Genomic DNA, 19,677 nt, shown 5'->3' on the forward strand with positions numbered 1-19,677 from the left:
ATGCACCCTGATAACTAACTCCCCTGGCTGGCTAACACCCGTTGGGGGATTTTTTGTTTAACGAACAGTCATCATGATTATAGTAATTTTCCGGAAAATGGTAGTTGCGATTAGAAGATTAAATTAGTAGATGCACCCTGATAATAATTCCCCTGGCTGGCTAACACCCGTTGGGGGATTTTTTTGTTCTATAAACAGCAATCATCATAACACTAATGAAAATTTTGTCCAGAACAAACTCTATGAAATTTTAAAACAGACTGTTGATAAATTCGCCCTGATAACTAACTCCTCTAGCAGACTGCCACCAATGGGAGATTTTTTTATGGTGAATCCCACCAATATCCCTATTTGTGACGATTTTATCCGGAACATGTTGTTTATTCCTAGAAAGGTTTATTGGTAGATACACCCTGATAACTAACTCCCCTGGCTGGCTGCCACCGCTGGGGGATTTTTTTATTTCAGAAAAATAACAGACGACCAAAGGACAAATTCATCCGGAGGACTTTATTTAATCTGAGAACATTTAATTAGTAGATACACCCTGATAACTAACTCCCCCACTTGACAAAGACTTTGCGGGGTTTTAGAAAAAATCTTTGACTTATAGCCTTGGCTCATTTGTAGTTGCTTAGGGCAACATTCTAACGCAAGATTGTCAAAACATTCTACTATAATTTAGTTTTTTATTGCTTTTCGTGTCATAATTTGTTGACCAAACCTAGCTTCAAACTCTAGTTAGTATTCTCTCCACCAAATGAGGCTTCATAAAATACTTTTAGTGTCTATGCTATTTTCTAGATTGATTCACCATAACACTATTACAAAAATAGTGAATTGGTATTGCCTATTTGCAATTTTTATTAAAGATGCATAAATTTAGCTACTTTATCCCTGACAAACTACATGTAGCTGTTGTGTATTGTAGTTTAATCTATCCTACCATAATTTTTGGTTAGTTATCTAGATTATTTACTGATTGGCTGGAAAGTTTTCCACTGTTAAAAGCTAGGGGATCATCTCATAGCAAGCTTTTTGATGAATTTGGCTAGCCTACTATACCGCTTTGCTCATACAGATATTGTCATTACCTGATGAACTACAAAGTATCTAAAGGGTATATCTGCCAATCTTGTAGCAAAGCTATTAATTTTTTCTATAATTTTATTGTTGGGTTGCTAGCAATATGCTACGCTCCCTTAGAGTTTTTGCTAAAGTACACTGCCTAAGTCAAGAAAAGCGCAGAGCCAAATGAGTTTAGCTGTTATTAAGTTTTCTTCAGAAGAGTGCGGTATCTGCCACAAAATGTCTTTTTATGACAAAAAAGTGGCTGAAGAGCTGGGGTTGCAATTTATTGATGTGAAAATGCAAGACACAGCTAGTTACCGCAAGTATCGAAAGATATTGCTGTCTCAGTATCCAGATAAATCAGAGATGGGATGGCCCACTTATATTATCTGTGAATCTCCCGAAGGGGAATTTCAGATTATGGGTGAAGTAAAAGGGGGTCATCCCAAAGGTGAGTTTAGAACTCGTCTACAAGAAGTTCTCAATTCGATGGCTGGTCAAAACTAGATGACTTCATAGGCTTTCACTTCTAGGACGGGGCCAATCATGGCTGTGGTCATAATATCTTCCCGTATTTGTCCTGTGACTTTTGCGGCTTGTCCGGCTTTGAGTAAGTTTTTGTCAGCACCTCTGAGGATTTCGTAAGTAACACCATCGTCTGTGACTAACGCCCAAGCGCCAGTACCAATGTCTCGGCGTTGAATTTTTCCTGTAACTGTAATGCTCATAGTTGAGGAGTGGGGAGTAAGGAGTAGGGAGTGGGAAATGATGAGGGGGATGGGGAGGTGAGACTAGTGCCGCTTGTGAAGTCAAGTTGGCTGTGTTGGGTGGCGCTACGCTTAACCCAACCTACTTTTCGACTACTTTTCGACCCTAGCCCCTATTCCCTCTTCGTCGTTTTTCAATGCTAAACGAGCTAATCCATAACAAAGTAGGGCATTGATTATGAGGAAGCTGCGAGCTAGGTAACTGCTTCCTAAGCCCCAAACAGCTGGGTCATAAATGGCGCTGACTGTTAAAAAGGCTGCTATGCCTAGGGTGGAACCAATGGCAAACCATTTCCAACTGGGATGTCCTAATAGTAATGCTATTAATACAAGAGGAATTAATACGCTGGCAAATAGTGGATTTAAGGCGTTGGCTCCTTGCAGGGTATTGCCTAGTTCGGGAATGGAACTGCCTAGAACCCGGAAAGGCCATTGGGGTAGGTCAAAAATATATAATCCTCTGAGGAAGAATAAACCAGAACTACCAGCAATTAAGCCGCTGGATAATGACCAACTCCAGGTGAAGGGGAAGTAAACTCGCAAAAACCATGCTAGTAGATAGGAACCTAATACCATCAGGAGTTTGGGTACAAGTGCTACAGCACCGCCATCAATCCAAAAGCGGGGGTTGAGATAGCCGTTATCGCGCAACCAGCGGAAGAAGTCTTGGAAACTGATTTGTCCTTCAGTGGCTAGTTTGACTGCGGCTTCAGCGTTCAGTTGTCCAGCACCATAGTAGTTTAAGCTATCATCCTGGATAACTCTTGCTGACTGCTTGAGGACTTTTAAAATTTCTTCTGGTTCGTTAATGCCACTAGCTTTAATTAATGCTGCGACACCTGCAACGTGGGGAGAAGCCATGCTTGTACCCTGGAGTTCCAAAAATACTCCTTCGCCGTTGTTTTCGGGGTCTATGGTTTCTTGCAGAATTTTACCGGCATCACTACCACCGGGGGCGGAGATATCTACCCCAGCACCAAAGTTGGAATAAGGGGCTTTTTCTCCGTTGGGGCCAAAGGCGGAAACGCCAATTACATAGGGGTAACGGGCTGGATAACTGGCACCATTATCATTTTCATTGCCGGCCGCAGCTACTATGGTTACGCCTTTTTTGTAGGCATATTCGATGGCTTGTTTCATTAATTGACTTTCGCCACTGCCACCAAGGCTCATATTAATTACATCTGCTCCATTGTCAGCAGCAAATTTAATGGCTTCGGCAATATCAGCAACGGTACCACCGCCATAGGCACTGAGTACTTTCAAAGGCATGAGGTTAGCTTCGTAAGCGATGCCAGCTACGCCATAATTATTATTGGTAGCTTCGGCTATGGTGCCGGCAACGTGGGTTCCATGCCCGTTATCATCGGTGGCTTCTTCTCGGTCGTTAACGAAATCATAGCCTTTGACAAATTTCGTTTCTTGCAGGTCACGCACCTTAGTGATGCCAGTGTCAATCACTGCTACTGTGACACCAGAGCCTTTGGTTTGTCCCCAGGCGCCTTCCATGCCGATATTGTGCAGGTTCCACTGTTTACTGTAATATTGGTCGTTGGGGCCTTTCAATGAAGGCTGGGCTGTATTATTTTGAGATGGTGAAGTTGCTCTTGAACCAGTTACCGCGGCTGGTTGAGGAATCTTTCTATAGATGTAATTCGGCTCGATTATTTGTGTAAATTCGGCGAATCGAGATTTTTTCAGTTCTTTGAGTCTCTGGCGATCGCCTTCAATAATATACACATGATCTCGCGCTGAAAACTGATTGTCTAATCTGGGTGTGACGTTGTATTCTTGAGCGATCGCTTGTAATTTCTGCTGTACCAATTCTGTAGGCACATCTTCGCTAAAATCCAGCAAAATCGTCTCAAATTCGCCTTTAGCTGCCAATCCCTGAAAATTCAGGAACCCAAAAACCGCAGCCCCCAGCCCAATGACAAACAAGCACAATAATATAAGTCTTTTCATATTAACTGATCACCGCTTTTTGCCAGTTTGTTCACTACCATAACTTATCTATGTCCCTGGTTGGTGTAGTTTGCACTTTAGTTACAACATTCACACAAGATTTAGGACTTGTTTAAACAATGGAACGTGGTCTTTTATGGTTGCCTTTGTTAGTAGCTTTTTTTTGGTTGGCTTGGCAGGGCGCTAAGGAATATCAAAAAGTTGAAGCATATCGCGTGTGGGCGGAAAATTTTGACAGAGCTAAGTATGATATTTATGCTGTCATGGGTCAAAAAGAGCAAAAGATAACTTGGGGAAAGCCCACACCGCAAGGCCCAATTAATTTAGCAACCTTTTCTTTGCTGGATGTCAAAGAAATACGACTTTTGGTAGATGACAAAGTAGTAGCTACTGAATCACCACCAGAAAAAGGTCGTACTATTGAGTTGGAATTTTTATTTTCCACATCTACTGAGTCAGTGCGCGTTCCGTTTACGGAAATTCCTTTAGCAGCAAAATGGGGTAAGTATTTGCAGGGAGTCTTGCCTAGCCTAAAGTTACCACACCATGAGTAGTGATGAATTAATTATAGTGATCGCTAGATATAGTAGTCCGCTTTGATTTTTGATAACTGGCGTGGTGTAGGTATGCAATAGGCAATAGAAATCTAGGCTTTGGTGGGCAAGTCTCACCTGACATGCCTGAAATTTTTCACAATCAGCATTACTGTAGCTATTTCAAAAAATTGAAAAACTTGCCAAAATGGCAACCAGGATGAGTTGAACTGAGTTAGATTATAGAACATAAAGAAAAGCAAGAGTTTTGTTATCAGGTATAACCAAATAGCTAAATTACTTTGGTTACTATTATCTAGAATTGTTTTTCATGGACTAAAAAATCTATCTATTATTAGTTAATTTTTCAAAGATGGTTTTTTAAGCAAACAAACATTAATTGTCAGACTTGGCATTTGTCACACCAGGAATAATAGATGTGTATAGGCGTTGTCAATAACGTATAAAATAGCCCCCTAAATACAGGGCAGCGTCTGTATATGTTCCTGAACACTACAGTGAGAAATGCCTGAGTGAGAGATTCGAGGCGATTGGTATGCCTCCTCTCACTCTTTTTTTATGTAATAACTTTAAAAGAAATTTGTATCTTGTAAAAACTCAATAATAGCCGCATTTAAAACTTCAGCAGAACCAGATGAGGCATCGTGACAGCAGTTATCTAAAATTTTTAGCTGGGAGTTGGGAATACTTTGATGTAACTTCTGCCCATGATTAGCAGGAAACCAACTATCTTTGTCTCCCCATAGAATGAGTGTAGGACATCTAATATCACCCAACTTATTTTGAATTTGACTGAGCATATTCGGTTTATTTACTTGCCAATGCTCAATTTCTCGCGCAGCTATTTGTAATTCTTCACCGACTTTTAAAATAGTGCCAGGAAGCTCAATAAATGGATAAGTTATCCAATACACATCTTCTTGTGTTAAAAGTGATGGGTCGAAAAGCACTGCACGCCTTTCCATTGCCATAATTTCTCTAAACAGAGGTGCAAATAAATACGTTAAACGCAAAGAATCTATTGTTTGTAATATTTCTAGCGGTGTTTGGGCAAGTAACCACATTGCCCAATGGGGTAAGCGTTCAGTAAAAATAGGCACATTGACAACTATTAACCGTGCTATTAATTGGGGATTATGTTGAGCAAGGGCCAGACCAACTAATCCTCCTAAAGATTCGGCGACAATTACGGCGGGTTCATCACATAATTCTTGCAAAATTCGCTCTAGTTCAATAATTTGATGCCCGTTTTTTTCTCGGCGAGACTGAGGTTTTTCCGAAAACCCATATCCTTTAGCATCAAAGCAAATTACCCGAAAATATTGAGATAAAGGAGCAATGTTGTGACGCCAATTGTAGCTCCAAGCACCCATACCATGTAATAAAACTAACGGCTTACCTGTGCCTATTTCACCGTAAGCAATTTGCACAGGATATCCATGTGCATCAGTAATAGTTAGATTTTGCCTTCCTTGTGGAAATGTAACTTGCCACCAATCTTTCATTCTTTTGTTAACAATTTGTTAAAATGCCAATTAAAGCTGGCTACAGCATTCTAATTAGTATCACGTGAATGCTATTCAGACAATGGCAACTAATAATAATTCTGCTAAATCTATTTTTTTGATGGGGGAAAATTTAAGTGTTCTTCTAACAGTTTCATATTATACACATTAGCTGTCCAAACAAAATCAAATAAGTCTCCCATGCCTGGGATGCTGCCTACAAAACCGTCGATCAATATATTAAACAACATTCTCATCAAAGTACCTTTAGGTACACCTAACCGAGCAGCTTCTATGACAATGTAACTAGCAAGGATGAATCCTAACAAATCACCACCAACAGGTATAAATCCTACCAGCGGATCTAGACCAATATGAATTGGTGTTCCGGGAATAGTCACAACTTTATCTAAGAAGCGGCTTAGGTGACGCAGCCGATTTAGTGTCAGTGCTTGAGCATCAGAATTAAGATGAGAAACCGGTCGATAAGAATCAGGCATTCAGGCGATCGCTTGTCTGCGGTTAAATAGTTAGATATTATACTATAGTATTTACTATTTTATGGCTTGTCTAATAAATTTTTATTTGCTTTTGACCGCATCTGTTCACCCACAGTCACGTTTAATTGATCGCCTACTAGCATAACAGCAGCACTCATCCACAGCCACAACATTAAAACTATGACAGTGCCTACAGCACCATAGACTTTGTTGTAGTTGCCGAAATTGGCTACATAAGCCCGAAATAAGCCTGACAAAATTGCCCAGAAAATAGCTGCTAATATTGCTCCTGGCATCATTGGCGTACCGGAATTCCAGACGCTAGGGCCATAGCGATAAACTAAGCCAAAGGCGCTAGCCACAATACCCAAAGCTAAAGGCCATCTCAACAATTGCCAAAGATGCAACAAGAAAATCAAATAACCATTTTCACGCACCACCATTCCTAGGAGTAAATCGCTAATAAACACTAAGAAGGAAGCCAACACCAACAGTAAGATAGTACCGACTGTTAATCCTAGAGAAACAAGCTTGGCTTTCCAAAAAGGGCGTGTCTTTTGGGCGGGAATTTGATGAATTTGATCAAAGGCAGTCATAGCAGTACTTATGGCCCCAGAAGCAGTCCAAATAGCAATTACAAAGCTGAGAGAAAACAAACCACCATTTCTAGAATTAGTGATTTCTCTGGCCGCAAAATCACGAATTAAAACTAGCACTTCTTCTGGTGCAACTTGACTGATTTGAGCCGCCAACTGTTTAAAAGTTGCTTGTAAGGATTCTTCAAATAAACCGATGGCTGTCAGTAGGGCAATAATCGCCGGAAACAACGATAACATTGCATTGAAAGCGATTTCTGAGCCAAGTCCTAAAAGTCGCCTTTCGGTTGTTCTGGTAAAAGTTTGTTTGAGTACGCGCCAATTAAGGTGGCGAAAGAAGCTGACAAAAAGAGTCTTTGGCATAACTAAGGTTGCAGCTTGTTAATCAATTAACAAGAGAAAAACCGATTATTTCTTCGTATTGGATTTAAGAGGATGCGGGTATCTTTGCAACTGGTGACTTTCTCAGTGATTTTACCGTAAGTTGGAGTATGGCGCTACGTTGAGACTCTGTTCCTATTTGCCAGTTTATTCTGTCCTCACTGATTTGCCAATTTGACTGGAGGTATGTTGTAATAGCTTGCGATCGCAATTGGACAATTTCAGCTAGCTCATTTTCTTCTTGGTTAACTACCATTTCCAGCCTTAATTTTGGCTGTTGCTGCAAAATTTGACCAATTCTGTCTAATAATTCCCTGTTATCTGTCGTCAACGTTGATTTCTCATCCTCAAACAAAATTTCTCCCACAGAACTATCTATTCTCTGCATAGTCACCTGGGCAGACTGGTAATTCAACCTAGTTCTGATGTTATCGGCAATGAGTATTTGAGCATCTCCATCAATATCACGCTCACTCAGATACAGTAATCGAATACTTAAGGGTGAAATAGGACTAGTGATTAACTCGTAATTTATTAGTTCCGCTGGCTGGGGTAGCCTCAAATCACTCAAAGCAGATTGGACTTCTTGCACAAAACTTGATTGTAATTGAGCAATAGTAATTATTGGTTCAGGAATCCTTTCTTCGCGGACTGGGCGTAAAAGTTCGTTTGAGGCGGTAGGAATTTCAATCAGTTTGAGTGATAACGAATCGGCAGATCTGCCCAAACGCGAGGCTAGTTGTTGCACATAAATATCTTGTTCATCTGGGGTGTATTGTTGACTAGTAAACACCTGAAGTTGCACTGTCAGCCTATTGTTGCGTTCTGCGGCCACCATACTACTGATATAAGAACGTGATTCACCATTAGGAAAAGTGGCAAAGTTTTTCTGCCACAAATCTGTAGCTGTACGACGAATCAGATTCTCTTGTTGCTGCAACGAAATTTCTTGTCTGAGTTGACTAAGAGATCGATTGAGTGGGAAGATAATCACCACAATTGTAAAAAAAATCAACAAGAATCTACCCGGCAAAGAACCAATTTTTTTTAGCTTGCCATAAATAGGTAATTGCTCCAAAATGCTCTGTATCCAGATACTTTCTTGATGTGCTGCCCGCCATTCTCTAACTTTTGCGCGCACCTGATTATTATCTATATGCAAACCTAAAAAAACTAGCATGGCGGTAAATGTAATTGCTACCAAGTTGGTGAAAAAGAGTAAGCCACCACCACTAGCAATTCGGAAACCGTTAGTAAAATTCACATTTAGAGCTATCCCCATGCCATAACCTACAACACATAATGGGGGCATTAAAGCAACCGCAATAGCTACACCAGGAATAGAAGTTGCTACTCCTTTGGGTTCTTTACAAATAGCAACTGAACCCACCGCACCAGAAAAGAGCGCCACTACCAAATCTAAAATATTAGGTCGAGTTCTAGCCAAAATTTCACTAGTTACTTCCTTAAATGGCAGCAATGATACCAAAATCATGGCAAAGGAAATAGCAACAAAACAACTCAAAATTAGATTGATTAATGCCCGCATAGCCAAAATTACATCACCCGCAGCGAGGGCCAGTCCATTGGCGAGGATACCTCCCATCAATGGAGAAATCAGCATCGCGCCAATGATGACAGCGGGACTGTTCAAGACTAGTCCGAGGGTAGCAATACCAGCGGATAACAAAACTTGAATCCAATAGCTCAGATCATCAAGACTCAGTGAACTGCATATCTCCAGATATACTTGTTCTTTACGAGCCTGACCAACTCCCAAGTTCTGGGAAAACCAGTCTCTAAACATATTTAACTCTACTTTTTAAGTTGATGTCTGCCGATTGAGAATAATCATCTCATTACCCACAACTGGGTTACGCGCTATTAGCTTATCTTGGGAATCGACAATTTCTAGATGGGTAAAATCAAGTTCTTGAGAGCGTTGTAATATTTCCGCAGCTAGTTTGTTTTGTTGCGATTCTGCGAGTGTGTACCAATTATCGTTAATTTTGACAGTGAGATTGCTAGTGCGGAAGTTAGCTTGTATTGACTCTATCAAACCAGAGGCAAAGCGATCGCTTATTTCGGCTACTTGATTTTCAATAGCTGCAATCAGGGTTTGCTCTGGTGTCAAGTTGATAATTGGCTTTGGAGTCAGTGTCGGCGTTGGTGTTGGTGTTGGTGTTGGCTCCGGTGTTGGTTCTGGTGTAATTTCCTCTAGTGGCTGTGGTTCTGGTGTGGTTAATTCTGGTGGAACAGTAATCGTAGGAGTTGGCGTTGGTACAGGAACCTCCTCAACTGGTGGGACTGTTGCTATTTCAGTCGGATTTTTAGTCAACAAAGTTGCAGTTGTCCAAAATATAGCTACAGTCATTACTGTCAAAATTCCTGTCAATACCGTATCTGACAAGTTATTAGATACATTTGATGGTAAAAACAAACGGACTTGTCTTAAAAATCGATTCCATTGTGTTTCCAGACGTTGCCAAACACTGGGTGTTGCTTCAGTACCTACTGGGGGTGCAGTCTCCAGTTTGACTACCGCAGTTTCTAAAATACCAATCGTCCCACGAAGAACTTGGATGATTTTGACTTTCCAAAAAGGTGGTTGGCGGGAATCAGGGGGTTGTGAATTGAGATTGTCTTGTGACATGGAACTTTCACCAAAAGCAGCGAATCAAAGACAAATGACCAGCATTCTTACTGCTGCCTCTTTTGCCTTAATGTATCACTTCAATGCTCTTGCTACTTGGGCTAAACTGACTAGTTAATAAGTTTTGGTGAGTTTATGAGCCTGAAACGCCGTCAATTTTTATTTTTAAGTAGCCTCGGCACTCTAGGTACAGGACTTCTCGGTTGGACGTTAACTCGTCAAAATAATCAAGTTGCGAATATTGCTGACTCAACAGTTATAGCCGCCACCCCACCCCAAAATGACTTGCTATTACGTTTTGCCTCCGTTGCGGATACCGGAACTGGCGCTAAAGGTCAATATGCTGTAGCTGACGCCATGAATTTTTATCACCAACGAAATCCTTATGATTTGGTAGTTTTAGCTGGAGACAACATTTATAACGATGGCGAAATTGAAAAAATAGGTGCAGTTTTTGAGCGTCCCTACAAAAATTTACTGTCTCAGGATGTCAAATTTCACGCTTGTTTAGGCAATCATGATATTCGTACTGAGAACGGTAACCCACAAATTAAATATCCCGGCTTTAATATGCAAGGGCGTTATTACACATTTCGCCGTGACGCAGTGCAATTTTTTGCTTTAGATACTAACCGCAATGCTGATTGGAAAAACCAAGTAGTTTGGTTAGAACAAGAATTAAGGCGCAGTGACGCACCGTGGAAGGTAGTATTTGGGCATGACCCATTTTATTCATCGGGACACTATGGTGTAAGTCAATCACTGATTAAACGCTTTGTACCTTTATTTAAAAAGTACAATGTGCAACTTTACATCAATGGACACGACCATCATTATGAGCGCACGCGTGCTATTGAAGGCACAACTTATTTAACTACTGGTAGTGGTGCCGGTGTTCGTCCTACAGGACGTTCTAAGTGGACAGAACATTCTGCTGAAAGGTTGGCTTTTGCTGCTTATGATGTGTATCCAGATAGAATTGAAATAAATACAATGGGTACTGATAAAAAGATTTTTGACAAAGGTGTCATTAAGTTTAAATCTGCTTAAGTTAATTAAAAATTGTTGGGTGGGTACTTGCCCACCCAATACGTTCTATTCAGTTAATTTAAAACTATGAAAGTCAAGCGCCTAAAAATGCAATCATTCCGGGGAATCGGCGATTTGACATTGGATTTTAATGAAAATGAACCGACTGTATTGATTGGTATTAATGGAGTAGGAAAATCTAGTATTTTAGATGCACTATCTCTTTTACTCTCTCGTTTTCTGGAATGGATTGGAGGTGTTTCTCCAACAGAAAAAATAAGAGCATTCAGTGAACAAGATATTTCTAATAAAGATTCATTCACAAAACTGAAGATTACGGCTTTATTAAGAGGTGTAGAAGAAGATTGGGAGATATCCCGAATTTATAAAAATCATGGAGTATCTCAAGATTCAGGTCATAAAAAGATTAAAGCGGCTGCTAATGCAATTTGGCGACATTGGCAAAATGAGCCTGAATATAATCTACCATTAGTAGTATATTATTCTGTAAATCGTGCCGTTCTTGATATTAGTCTAGAAATTCCTAAAAAAACTCAATTTAAACAAATAGATGCTTACGAGAAAGCACTCATAGGTAACAGAAATGATTTTTCTAGCTTTTTTCAATGGTTTAGAAATCGAGAAGATTTAGAAAGTGAGTTGCTAAGAGATAACCGTGATTATCAAGATATACAATTAGAAGCAGTCAGACAAGCTATATCTTTATTGATACCCAGTTTTTCTAACTTACGTGTACGGCGTTCTCCCTTAAGAATGACTGTAATTAAGCAAGGTGAAGAACTCATAGTTAATCAATTATCTGATGGTGAAAAATGCTTGCTAGCAATGGTAGGAGATTTAGCAAGACGTTTGGCAATTGCTAACCCAGGTTTAGAAGATCCATTACAAGGTAATGGAGTGGTGTTAATTGACGAAATTGAACTACACTTACACCCAAAATGGCAACGAGAAATTATTCCAGCTTTGACACGAACATTTCCTAATTGTCAATTTATTGTAACTACACATTCACCTCAGGTAATTAGCCATGTTAAACCTGAAGGAATTTATATTTTAGAAAAAACAGATAATGGTGTTATTGCCAAACGGCCGGAAAGTTCGTTTGGTAAAGATAGTAATAGTATCTTAGAAGACCTGATGGATGTTCCTGAACGTCCACAAGACATTAAAGAAAGGCTTTTAGAACTGTTTAGATTAATTGATTCTGGCAATTTAGAAGGTGCTAGACAATTACGTCAAGAGTTAGTTAATGATATTGGTTCAGATGAACCAGAATTTGTCAAAGCAGATGTACTCATCCGGCGCAAGGAAATTCTTAATCGATGAAGTACATTAGCAAAAGCCACGAGCCAACAGAGTTTTCTAGTTGGAAAGCTTTAGAAAATGATCATTGGAAACCACGTTGGGATAATTTTCAAGCACCAGAAAAACCTATTGTGCATGATGCTTTGCTACAAGAACAGGGTTATATCTGTTGCTATTGTGGAATGCGTATCACTAGAACAACTAGCCACATAGAACACCTCCAACCTCGCACTAACTATCGAGATTTGGCACTAAAGTACACAAATCTCATTGCTTCATGTCATGGGGAAAGTGAAGAACCTCCTCTAGTTCCAGTACATTGTGGTCATAAGAAAAAAGATTGGTATGATGAGCTTTTAATGGTTTCGCCTCTGGGAATAAATTGTGCAGATTTTTTTCAATACCCTGCTTCTGGTGAAATTTTGCCAACAGATAATCCCGATCAAACCGTTGCGGCTGAAACAACAATTGATAAGCTTGCACTTAATATTAACAAGCTGCAAAAAATGCGAAAGGCGGCAATTGATGGTGTATTACTAGATATTGATAGTTTAACCGATGTAGAAATACAGCAGCTAGCTCAAGGTTACGACAAACCTGATGGCAATGAAAAATATACGCCGTTTTCTGCTGCAATTATCTATTTACTCAAGAATTATTTTTAATTTGTTAAGAGGTTAAAGAACGCATTATAGTAAATCACATCAATTGGATTCAGGAAAAAGTTAATGATTTTAGAAGCAGTAATGCTGAATATCAAACCCGGACTTGAAGATGATTTTGAATCGGCTTTCAAAAAGGCTTCTAGTATTATCTCGTCAATGAAAGGATACTTATCTCATGAACTTCATAAATGTATAGAAGTTCAAGGTAAATATTTGTTACTTGTCAAATGGGATAATTTAGCAGCTCATACTGTAGAATTTAGAGGCTCTGCTGAATATCAAGAGTGGAAAAAATTGCTGCATCATTTCTATGAGCCATTTCCCACTGTTGAACACTTTGAAGAAATAGAATTAGCTTAAATTTTTTTTAGCATGATATTAATTCCTCACTTGTTTTTTGAGAGGACAAAAATCAATAAATATTACTCCACTCTTTGTAACTGCGCTATCCTGGGGTCAACAATTTTTTGCCCCAGACTGGCAAATTTAATTGCCACAGATACTTTATTTGCTTCACCGAAGACGTGCGTAATTTCACCAAGACCAAAAGTTTTATGTAAGACGCGATCGCCTACTTGCCAATTAGAGGGTGTATAAGGCTTACCACCAGCTTTAGCAGCCGTTTTAGTCTGTGTATGACGGACTTGATTGCGAGTAGCTAATAGTTCTGCGGGTAATTCATCCAGAAACTGCGATCGCATGGCGGGTTCTCGAGAACCATACAAGCGACGTTCACGGGCATGTGATAAATATAACCGTTCTTGGGCGCGAGTAATGCCGACATAACACAATCGACGTTCTTCTTCTAAAGATGCTGGGTCGTTCATAGAACGGTAATTGGGAAATAGTCCCTGTTCTAACCCCACCAAAAATACCACGGGAAATTCTAACCCTTTGGAAGAATGCAATGTCATCAAAGATACGGCTGTTTGTCCTTCTTTGAGGTTATCTAAATCAGAACTGAGGGCGGTACTTTGCAAAAAGGCGGGAAGCGAGACATCTTCATTTTCGTTCTCTTCTTGGAATTGTAGTGTGGCGTTGTAAAGTTCTTGGACGTTTTGAATGCGGTCTTCGGCTTCATCCGTGCCTTGGTTTTGCAAGTCTTTAATGTAACCAGACTCGTCTAAAAGTCCCGTCAGCAACTCGGAAACTGGAACCGTTGCTACTTGTTCTTGACAGTTGCGAATCATGGCTGCAAAGTTATTTACAGCTTTAGCAGAACGTCCAGCTAATGTATTGACTGAGGTTTCATCGCTAATAATTTCCCACAAATTTGTACCTAATTGCTGGGAGGCGTTCACTAAGTTGTCAATGGTGGCTTTCCCAATTCCTCGCCGGGGAGTGTTAATCACTCGTAATATACTGACTGTATCCGAAGGATTAGCGATCGCTCTTAAATAAGCTATAACATCTTTAATTTCTTTGCGATCGTAAAATTTCATTCCTCCCACCACTGTATAAGGAATTTGATTCCTCACCAACAGTTCTTCAAAGGGACGTGATTGAGCGTTGGTACGATAGAGAATGGCAAAACTTCCCCAATCTAACTCTGGGTTTTGGTGTTCTAAGGTCTTAATTTGCCGAATGACAAAATCGGCTTCGTCTAATTCATCATCGGCTTTGTGACAATAAATCTGCTCACCCTCTCCCCGTGTGGCTTTGAGGACTTTATCAATTCTTTGGGTGTTATTTTCAATTAGTTCATTCGCTGCTTGGAGAATATTTTCACAAGAGCGATAATTTTCTTCTAACTTCACCATTGACCGGGTATCTTCATCTGGTAAACCATCACCAAAGTCTTGCTGAAATTCCAGCAAAATGGTGAAATCTGCCATTCTAAAGCTGTAAATAGACTGGTCAGCGTCACCCACAACAAAAACCGAGCGATTGCGCCATTCCCAAGCACTCTTTTCGTTTTCACCATTCGTCACCAATAGGCGAATCAAGTCATACTGAGTGCGGTTGGTATCTTGATATTCATCTACAAGAATATGTCCAAATTTACGATGCCAGTAACCTAATACTTGCTCGTTTTGCTGAAATAATCTTGTAGGAACTAAAATCAAATCATCAAAATCGAGAGCATTATTTTCAGCTAACCTTGCTTGATAAGTATCATAGACATTAGCTATCACCCGTCCCCGATAATTGGGTTGTTCGCGCTCGAAGTCTTGGGGCGATAAGCCTTGGTTTTTGGCGTTACTGATAGCGTAGCGGACAGAACGAGCATCAAATTTTTTATCGTCTAAATTTAACTGTTTGGTGACGATATCTTTCATCAGACTGATCACATCAGATTCATCAAAGATAGAAAAATTGCGATTCCAACGCCGCCCTTTTTCATCTTGATATTTTTCAATATCAAACCTGAGTATCCGAGAAAATAAACTATGAAAAGTGCCACACCACAAATCTTTGATAGTGTTTTTATAGACCTGCGATCGCAACTGTGTTTGTTGATATTGTGTTAATAAATCAAACCGTTGACCATGTTGTTTCATGGCCAATTGTTCCGCAAATATTTTTTGAATCCGTTCTTTCATTTCCCGTGCGGCTTTATTCGTGAAGGTTACCGCCAGGATATTTTCTGGATGGACACGATGTTGGAGAATCAGATTAGCAATGCGATAAGTCAGCGCGCGTGTTTTACCGGAACCTGCACCAGCAACAACTAACAATGGGCCGCAGTAATGTTCGACGGCTTGACGTTGGCTGGGGTTAAGGTGGCTGAGGAAATCAATGGTGGTTGTCATGGGTAATCAGGGCGACTGAGCAAAGAACCGCTTCTTCTGAGAGTATCGTAATAACCAACTACAATTCTAGATTAATCAAAAACTTCTAGGTATTAGTTATTAGTCATTTCCCCAATTTCTAGTACCCAGTCCCGAGGACACCATTAATCTTGCACAGTCAATGGTAGGTGAACAGTGAAAGTAGACCCAACCCCAAGCTGACTTCTAACCATAATTTCACCACCCATCATATGACAAAAGTGGCGACTAATTGCTAACCCCAATCCAGTACCACCATATCTTTTTGTCGTTGATGTATCCCCTTGTGTAAATGGTTTAAATAACTGTTTCTGTTGACTAATAGACATGCCAATACCAGTGTCAGCCACGGTGAAGCTAATTACACCTAAAGGAGCATTTGGGAGTATGTCTGTTTTTTCACTCTGGACTATTAAGCTTACCTTACCATTGGTGGTAAACTTGGCGGCATTGCTGAGTAAGTTGAATAACACTTGCCGCATCCGAGTTTGATCTGCGTACATTGTGCCCAAATGCTCATCGCAATAAACTTCCAGAATATTGTTATTTTTGTCTATAGCGGATTTGACTGTATGTACAACGTTATTAATTAAGGTGCTGATCTGAAACGTCTCTGGGTAGAGAGTCATTTTTCCCGCTTCAATTTTTGACAAATCAAGGATGTCGTTAATCAGTTCTAGCAGATGTCTACCGGCAGAGTTGATTGTTTCCAGGTCAGCAATGAAGTCTCCTGATAAGTTTAAATCAGTAGCGTCATCTTGAAGCAGTTGACTCAAGCCAATAACTGCATTTAATGGTGTGCGTAATTCGTGACTAACATTTGCTAGAAATATACTTTTTGCCTTGCTAGCAGCTTCTGCTAATTCTTTAGCTTGTTCTAGTTCTTTAGTCCGTTCAGAAACTCTTTCAATCAGACGGTTGAGCGATTTGGCTAATAAGCCAATTTCATCTTCAGTAGTTACGGGAGCGCGTAAATCAAAATTAGATTTTCTGGCTACTTGTTCAGCTACTTGGGTGACAGTGATTACTGGTTCGGCGATCGCTCGACTAGTACGCCAGGCGACAATGGCTGCAATGGCCACTGACACCAGCATACTCATCATGACAATAAGTCTTTCAACTTGCTTGGCCTGTTCTACATCTTGTTGTCTTTTTTCTTCTTCCCGTTCAGCAGTTTGCAGAATATTGTTCAATCTAGACCTTAAATTATCTAGCTGCATGGCAGTTCCACCACGCATAATTTCCAGCAACTCATCTCGGGCGATCGCTACCTGCTCTTCTTCAGGGTCATTTTCTTGTAAAATATCCTCTATTTGCCTAACGTAAGATTCTAAGCTTGTTTTATATTCTCGTAATAAAGCCTGTAAATTATCACCAGGTACTGCTAATCCGTGAGGATTCCTGGCGACAAATTTAGCCATATCTTGCTCCAATTGTTTCGCTGTTTCCACATTCTGGAGAAATTGAGCTTTTTTATTTAGCAGTTGTTGTGAATTTTCCAAAACTGCAACTAAATTGGAGCTATGCAATTGTGCCCCTAATACTGCATCTTTATAATTTGTAAGGAGTTGTCTTTGCTCTTGGGCTTGATTGAATTGCCTAATTTCTCTTCCTCGGTAGTAATTGGCGATTACTAACCCAGTTAATGAACCGAAAAAGCCAATTCCAATTGCCACAAAATATCCGTAGCCAATTTTCTGATGTATGCGCCAGGAACTGGCTTTGAGTTTCCCTCGCGTGGGAAATTCAATAGTCGGGAGTTCGTCTATCGAAGGCTCTTCGGCTGGCACTTTTTTACTTTCTAAACTGCTGTCAAAAGGGATTGGCTTTTGAGTTTGCATACCCCAAACCTCCTTACCCTCCTGCAAATATGACCGCATCATTTTTGTTGGTACGATCAAATTGATTAATGATTAACATTATCTTCTTTTATAAAAATCTCACAAATTTGCTGACTAGATAATTTTTCTGAGTACATTAATCTTTAATAAATTTTGATATGAATGTTTACACAGATACCTAGTGAAAGCAAAAAATCCCTGGTTAGTAAATATTTTTACTTGGCGGCAATGGCTTGTCCATGTTCACCACTGTTCTTGACGCTCGGTGAATTGTGATGAGATCCTGACCGTTGATTAACAAGCTACCCTATCTTAACTCTATCCTGGGGAATCTATACATAGTTCTGATACAAAAATTTCTCTTTATTCTTTTCGTCCAGGAGCTTCAAATCAACTATATCCTGATAGAAGCAGTAAATCATAGAGTATTTTACCATGAAGTAAACAGATACTCAAATAATTTTCATTGAGTATCTGTCCTGGTTGAGAAATAGTTAACGTGGGTACTGCTAAAAAAAAAGGAAGAAAGATTGTGGTACTAGCCCAAAGTCTTTCTCCCTACACCCTAACTTTTTATTAGGCGATCGCTGCCGATAACTGTTGAGTTACAAGTTGCTGCAACAATTCCGCCTTATCGGTACGTTCCCAAGGCAAATCTAAATCGTTCCGTCCCAAATGACCGTAAGCCGCGATGTCCTGATAAAAACGTCCGCCTCGTTCACTTGGTAAGTTACGTAAATTGAAGACATGAATAATCCCCGCCGGTCGTAGTTCAAAGTTTTGTTTGACTAATCCCAGCAAGATTTCATCATCCACTTTGCCCGTACCAAAAGTATCCAGAAAAATGCTCACCGGTCGCGCTACACCAATGGCATAACTTAACTGCACTTCGCATTTTTCTGCTAGGCCAGCGGCCACAATATTCTTGGCCACATAACGAGCAGCATAAGCCGCAGAACGGTCTACCTTTGTGGGGTCTTTACCCGAAAAAGCGCCACCACCATGTCGGGAATAACCACCATAGGTATCCACAATAATTTTCCGTCCTGTCAGACCAGAGTCACCTTGGGGGCCACCAATGACAAATTTGCCCGTGGGGTTGACTAAAAAGCGTGTTTTTTGATCCGGTTTAATGTCAATGTCACCGAAAATCGGTTCCACCACCACTGACCACAGGTCTTGTTTAATCTTGGCTTGAATTGCTACTTCATCTGTGATTTCCCCGATAGCTTCTGTGTGCTGCGTGGAAATCAGAATCGTATCAATACCTACTGGATACCCGTTTTCGTAAGCCACAGTAACTTGTGTTTTACCATCGGGGCGCAGGTAGGGTAATTTACCTGTTTTGCGTACTACTGCTAGACGGCGAGCAATACGATGAGCCAAACTAATAGGCAAAGGCATCAGTTCTGGTGTTTCGTTACAAGCGAAGCCAAACATGATACCTTGATCACCCGCGCCAATAGTATCAAATAGTTCATCACTATTTTGTTGGCGTGTTTCATGGGCGGTGTTAACACCTTGGGCTATATCGGGTGATTGTTCGTCTAAAGCTACCAGAACGCTGGTGCTGCTGGCAGAAAAACCATTTACAGCATCTAAATAGCCAATTTCAGCTATTTTCTGGCGAGCCAGGTTGACGTAATTGACGTTAGCCTTGCTAGTAATTTCACCAGTTATTAAAACTAATCCAGTATTAACTACTACTTCAGCGGCTACACGACTGGTAGGATCTTCTGTCAGTAAGGCATCCAAAATCGTATCAGAAATCTGATCGCAAATTTTATCTGGATGACCTTCGGTAACAGACTCGGAGGTAAATAAATAGCGACGAGACAAAGAGTATTCCTCCTTCAAAATAATTGTCGCTGGCTAAATTTGGGATATTTTAGTTCAGCTACTAATTTCTGAAATCATAACAATATTGACACACTCAGTAGTTAGTATTTAATTTCTTTGCGAAAAATTACTAATTCAGATTCGGTATTTTGTCAGAAAAGGTGAAGTACTCCGGCTTGCTTCGCTGAAACCGGAGCTTCAGTAAAACAACCAT

General features: G+C 40.2%; 16 protein-coding genes. 6 read left to right on the forward strand and 10 right to left on the reverse strand.

The features are described from left to right. Positions 1-1,254: 1,254 nt before the first annotated feature. Positions 1,255-1,578, forward strand: coding sequence for a thioredoxin family protein (locus tag ACM0OT_RS23175; RefSeq protein ID WP_414566731.1), 324 nt, complete (start codon positions 1,255-1,257; stop codon positions 1,576-1,578). Here the strand turns inward: ACM0OT_RS23175 and ACM0OT_RS23180 are convergent. Both ACM0OT_RS23180 and ACM0OT_RS23185 read right to left on the reverse strand, forming a co-directional pair. After that, positions 1,575-1,799, reverse strand: a complete 225-nt coding sequence (locus ACM0OT_RS23180) for a hypothetical protein (protein ID WP_414566732.1) — start codon at positions 1,797-1,799, stop codon at positions 1,575-1,577. The genes ACM0OT_RS23175 and ACM0OT_RS23180 overlap by 4 nt on opposite strands. A gap of 132 nt (positions 1,800-1,931) precedes the next feature. After that, a complete protein-coding gene (locus tag ACM0OT_RS23185) occupies positions 1,932-3,803 on the reverse strand; it encodes a S8 family peptidase (protein ID WP_414566733.1) in 1,872 nt (623 codons plus the stop codon). A 119-nt stretch (positions 3,804-3,922) separates the two neighbouring features. Here ACM0OT_RS23185 and ACM0OT_RS23190 point away from each other — a divergent pair, with 119 nt between their 5' ends. Next, positions 3,923-4,357 (forward strand): hypothetical protein, encoded by a 435-nt coding sequence (locus tag ACM0OT_RS23190; protein WP_414566734.1) that lies wholly within the window; start codon positions 3,923-3,925, stop codon positions 4,355-4,357. A gap of 569 nt (positions 4,358-4,926) precedes the next feature. Here ACM0OT_RS23190 and ACM0OT_RS23195 read toward each other — a convergent pair. From ACM0OT_RS23195 to ACM0OT_RS23215, 5 genes are all read right to left on the reverse strand, one after another. Beyond that, on the reverse strand, positions 4,927-5,862 hold the full coding sequence (locus ACM0OT_RS23195; RefSeq protein ID WP_414566735.1) for an alpha/beta fold hydrolase: 936 nt from the start codon (positions 5,860-5,862) through the stop codon (positions 4,927-4,929). 110 nt (positions 5,863-5,972) lie between these two features. Next, positions 5,973-6,362, reverse strand: coding sequence for a DUF4112 domain-containing protein (locus ACM0OT_RS23200; RefSeq protein WP_414566736.1), 390 nt, complete (start codon positions 6,360-6,362; stop codon positions 5,973-5,975). Between the two features lie 59 nt (positions 6,363-6,421). Then, complete coding sequence (locus tag ACM0OT_RS23205; protein WP_414566737.1) at positions 6,422-7,321, reverse strand: YihY/virulence factor BrkB family protein; 900 nt, start codon at positions 7,319-7,321, stop codon at positions 6,422-6,424. A gap of 64 nt (positions 7,322-7,385) precedes the next feature. After that, positions 7,386-9,146 carry a DUF389 domain-containing protein gene (locus ACM0OT_RS23210; protein WP_414566738.1) on the reverse strand — a complete coding sequence of 587 codons (1,761 nt, stop codon included), beginning with the start codon at positions 9,144-9,146 and terminating at the stop codon, positions 7,386-7,388. A 15-nt stretch (positions 9,147-9,161) separates the two neighbouring features. After that, entirely contained in the window at positions 9,162-9,992 is an 831-nt protein-coding gene (locus ACM0OT_RS23215; protein WP_414566739.1) for a hypothetical protein, read from the reverse strand. 135 nt (positions 9,993-10,127) lie between these two features. Between ACM0OT_RS23215 and ACM0OT_RS23220 the strand changes: the two genes are divergently transcribed. The 4 genes from ACM0OT_RS23220 (at position 10,128) to ACM0OT_RS23235 (ending at position 13,372) form a co-directional block, all read left to right on the forward strand. Continuing rightward, positions 10,128-11,042, forward strand: coding sequence for a metallophosphoesterase family protein (locus ACM0OT_RS23220; protein ID WP_414566740.1), 915 nt, complete (start codon positions 10,128-10,130; stop codon positions 11,040-11,042). 66 nt (positions 11,043-11,108) lie between these two features. Next, entirely contained in the window at positions 11,109-12,368 is a 1,260-nt protein-coding gene (locus tag ACM0OT_RS23225) for an AAA family ATPase (RefSeq protein ID WP_414566741.1), read from the forward strand. After that, on the forward strand, positions 12,365-13,012 hold the full coding sequence (locus ACM0OT_RS23230) for a retron system putative HNH endonuclease (protein ID WP_414566742.1): 648 nt from the start codon (positions 12,365-12,367) through the stop codon (positions 13,010-13,012). Before ACM0OT_RS23225 ends, ACM0OT_RS23230 begins: the two co-directional genes overlap by 4 nt. A 63-nt stretch (positions 13,013-13,075) precedes the next feature. Beyond that, positions 13,076-13,372: an antibiotic biosynthesis monooxygenase family protein gene (locus ACM0OT_RS23235; RefSeq protein ID WP_414566743.1), complete on the forward strand. Its 297-nt coding sequence runs from the start codon at positions 13,076-13,078 to the stop codon at positions 13,370-13,372. A gap of 62 nt (positions 13,373-13,434) precedes the next feature. Here ACM0OT_RS23235 and pcrA read toward each other — a convergent pair whose 3' ends face one another. The 3 genes from pcrA to metK all read right to left on the reverse strand — a co-directional run bounded on the left by pcrA (position 13,435) and on the right by metK (position 19,463). Further along, the gene (gene pcrA / locus ACM0OT_RS23240) at positions 13,435-15,765 is read right to left on the reverse strand and encodes a DNA helicase PcrA (protein WP_414566744.1); all 2,331 of its coding nucleotides are present in this window, start codon (positions 15,763-15,765) and stop codon (positions 13,435-13,437) included. Between the two features lie 143 nt (positions 15,766-15,908). Beyond that, complete coding sequence (locus tag ACM0OT_RS23245) at positions 15,909-17,624, reverse strand: ATP-binding protein (RefSeq protein ID WP_414566745.1); 1,716 nt, start codon at positions 17,622-17,624, stop codon at positions 15,909-15,911. A gap of 576 nt (positions 17,625-18,200) precedes the next feature. Then, positions 18,201-19,463, reverse strand: coding sequence for a methionine adenosyltransferase (gene metK, locus ACM0OT_RS23250; RefSeq protein ID WP_414542219.1), 1,263 nt, complete (start codon positions 19,461-19,463; stop codon positions 18,201-18,203). Positions 19,464-19,677 lie beyond the last annotated feature (214 nt).

Source organism: Anabaena sp. CCY 9613, assembly GCF_963920895.1.
Lineage (GTDB): Bacteria > Cyanobacteriota > Cyanobacteriia > Cyanobacteriales > Nostocaceae > Cyanocohniella.

Coding starts and splice junctions, on each gene's coding strand:
- ACM0OT_RS23175 (WP_414566731.1), top strand. CDS start 1,255: ATGAGTTTAGCTGTTATTAAGTTTTCTTCAGAAGAGTGCGGTATCTGC.
- ACM0OT_RS23180 (WP_414566732.1), bottom strand. CDS start 1,799: ATGAGCATTACAGTTACAGGAAAAATTCAACGCCGAGACATTGGTACT.
- ACM0OT_RS23185 (WP_414566733.1), bottom strand. CDS start 3,803: ATGAAAAGACTTATATTATTGTGCTTGTTTGTCATTGGGCTGGGGGCT.
- ACM0OT_RS23190 (WP_414566734.1), top strand. CDS start 3,923: ATGGAACGTGGTCTTTTATGGTTGCCTTTGTTAGTAGCTTTTTTTTGG.
- ACM0OT_RS23195 (WP_414566735.1), bottom strand. CDS start 5,862: ATGAAAGATTGGTGGCAAGTTACATTTCCACAAGGAAGGCAAAATCTA.
- ACM0OT_RS23200 (WP_414566736.1), bottom strand. CDS start 6,362: ATGCCTGATTCTTATCGACCGGTTTCTCATCTTAATTCTGATGCTCAA.
- ACM0OT_RS23205 (WP_414566737.1), bottom strand. CDS start 7,321: ATGCCAAAGACTCTTTTTGTCAGCTTCTTTCGCCACCTTAATTGGCGC.
- ACM0OT_RS23210 (WP_414566738.1), bottom strand. CDS start 9,146: ATGTTTAGAGACTGGTTTTCCCAGAACTTGGGAGTTGGTCAGGCTCGT.
- ACM0OT_RS23215 (WP_414566739.1), bottom strand. CDS start 9,992: ATGTCACAAGACAATCTCAATTCACAACCCCCTGATTCCCGCCAACCA.
- ACM0OT_RS23220 (WP_414566740.1), top strand. CDS start 10,128: ATGAGCCTGAAACGCCGTCAATTTTTATTTTTAAGTAGCCTCGGCACT.
- ACM0OT_RS23225 (WP_414566741.1), top strand. CDS start 11,109: ATGAAAGTCAAGCGCCTAAAAATGCAATCATTCCGGGGAATCGGCGAT.
- ACM0OT_RS23230 (WP_414566742.1), top strand. CDS start 12,365: ATGAAGTACATTAGCAAAAGCCACGAGCCAACAGAGTTTTCTAGTTGG.
- ACM0OT_RS23235 (WP_414566743.1), top strand. CDS start 13,076: ATGATTTTAGAAGCAGTAATGCTGAATATCAAACCCGGACTTGAAGAT.
- pcrA (WP_414566744.1), bottom strand. CDS start 15,765: ATGACAACCACCATTGATTTCCTCAGCCACCTTAACCCCAGCCAACGT.
- ACM0OT_RS23245 (WP_414566745.1), bottom strand. CDS start 17,624: ATGCAAACTCAAAAGCCAATCCCTTTTGACAGCAGTTTAGAAAGTAAA.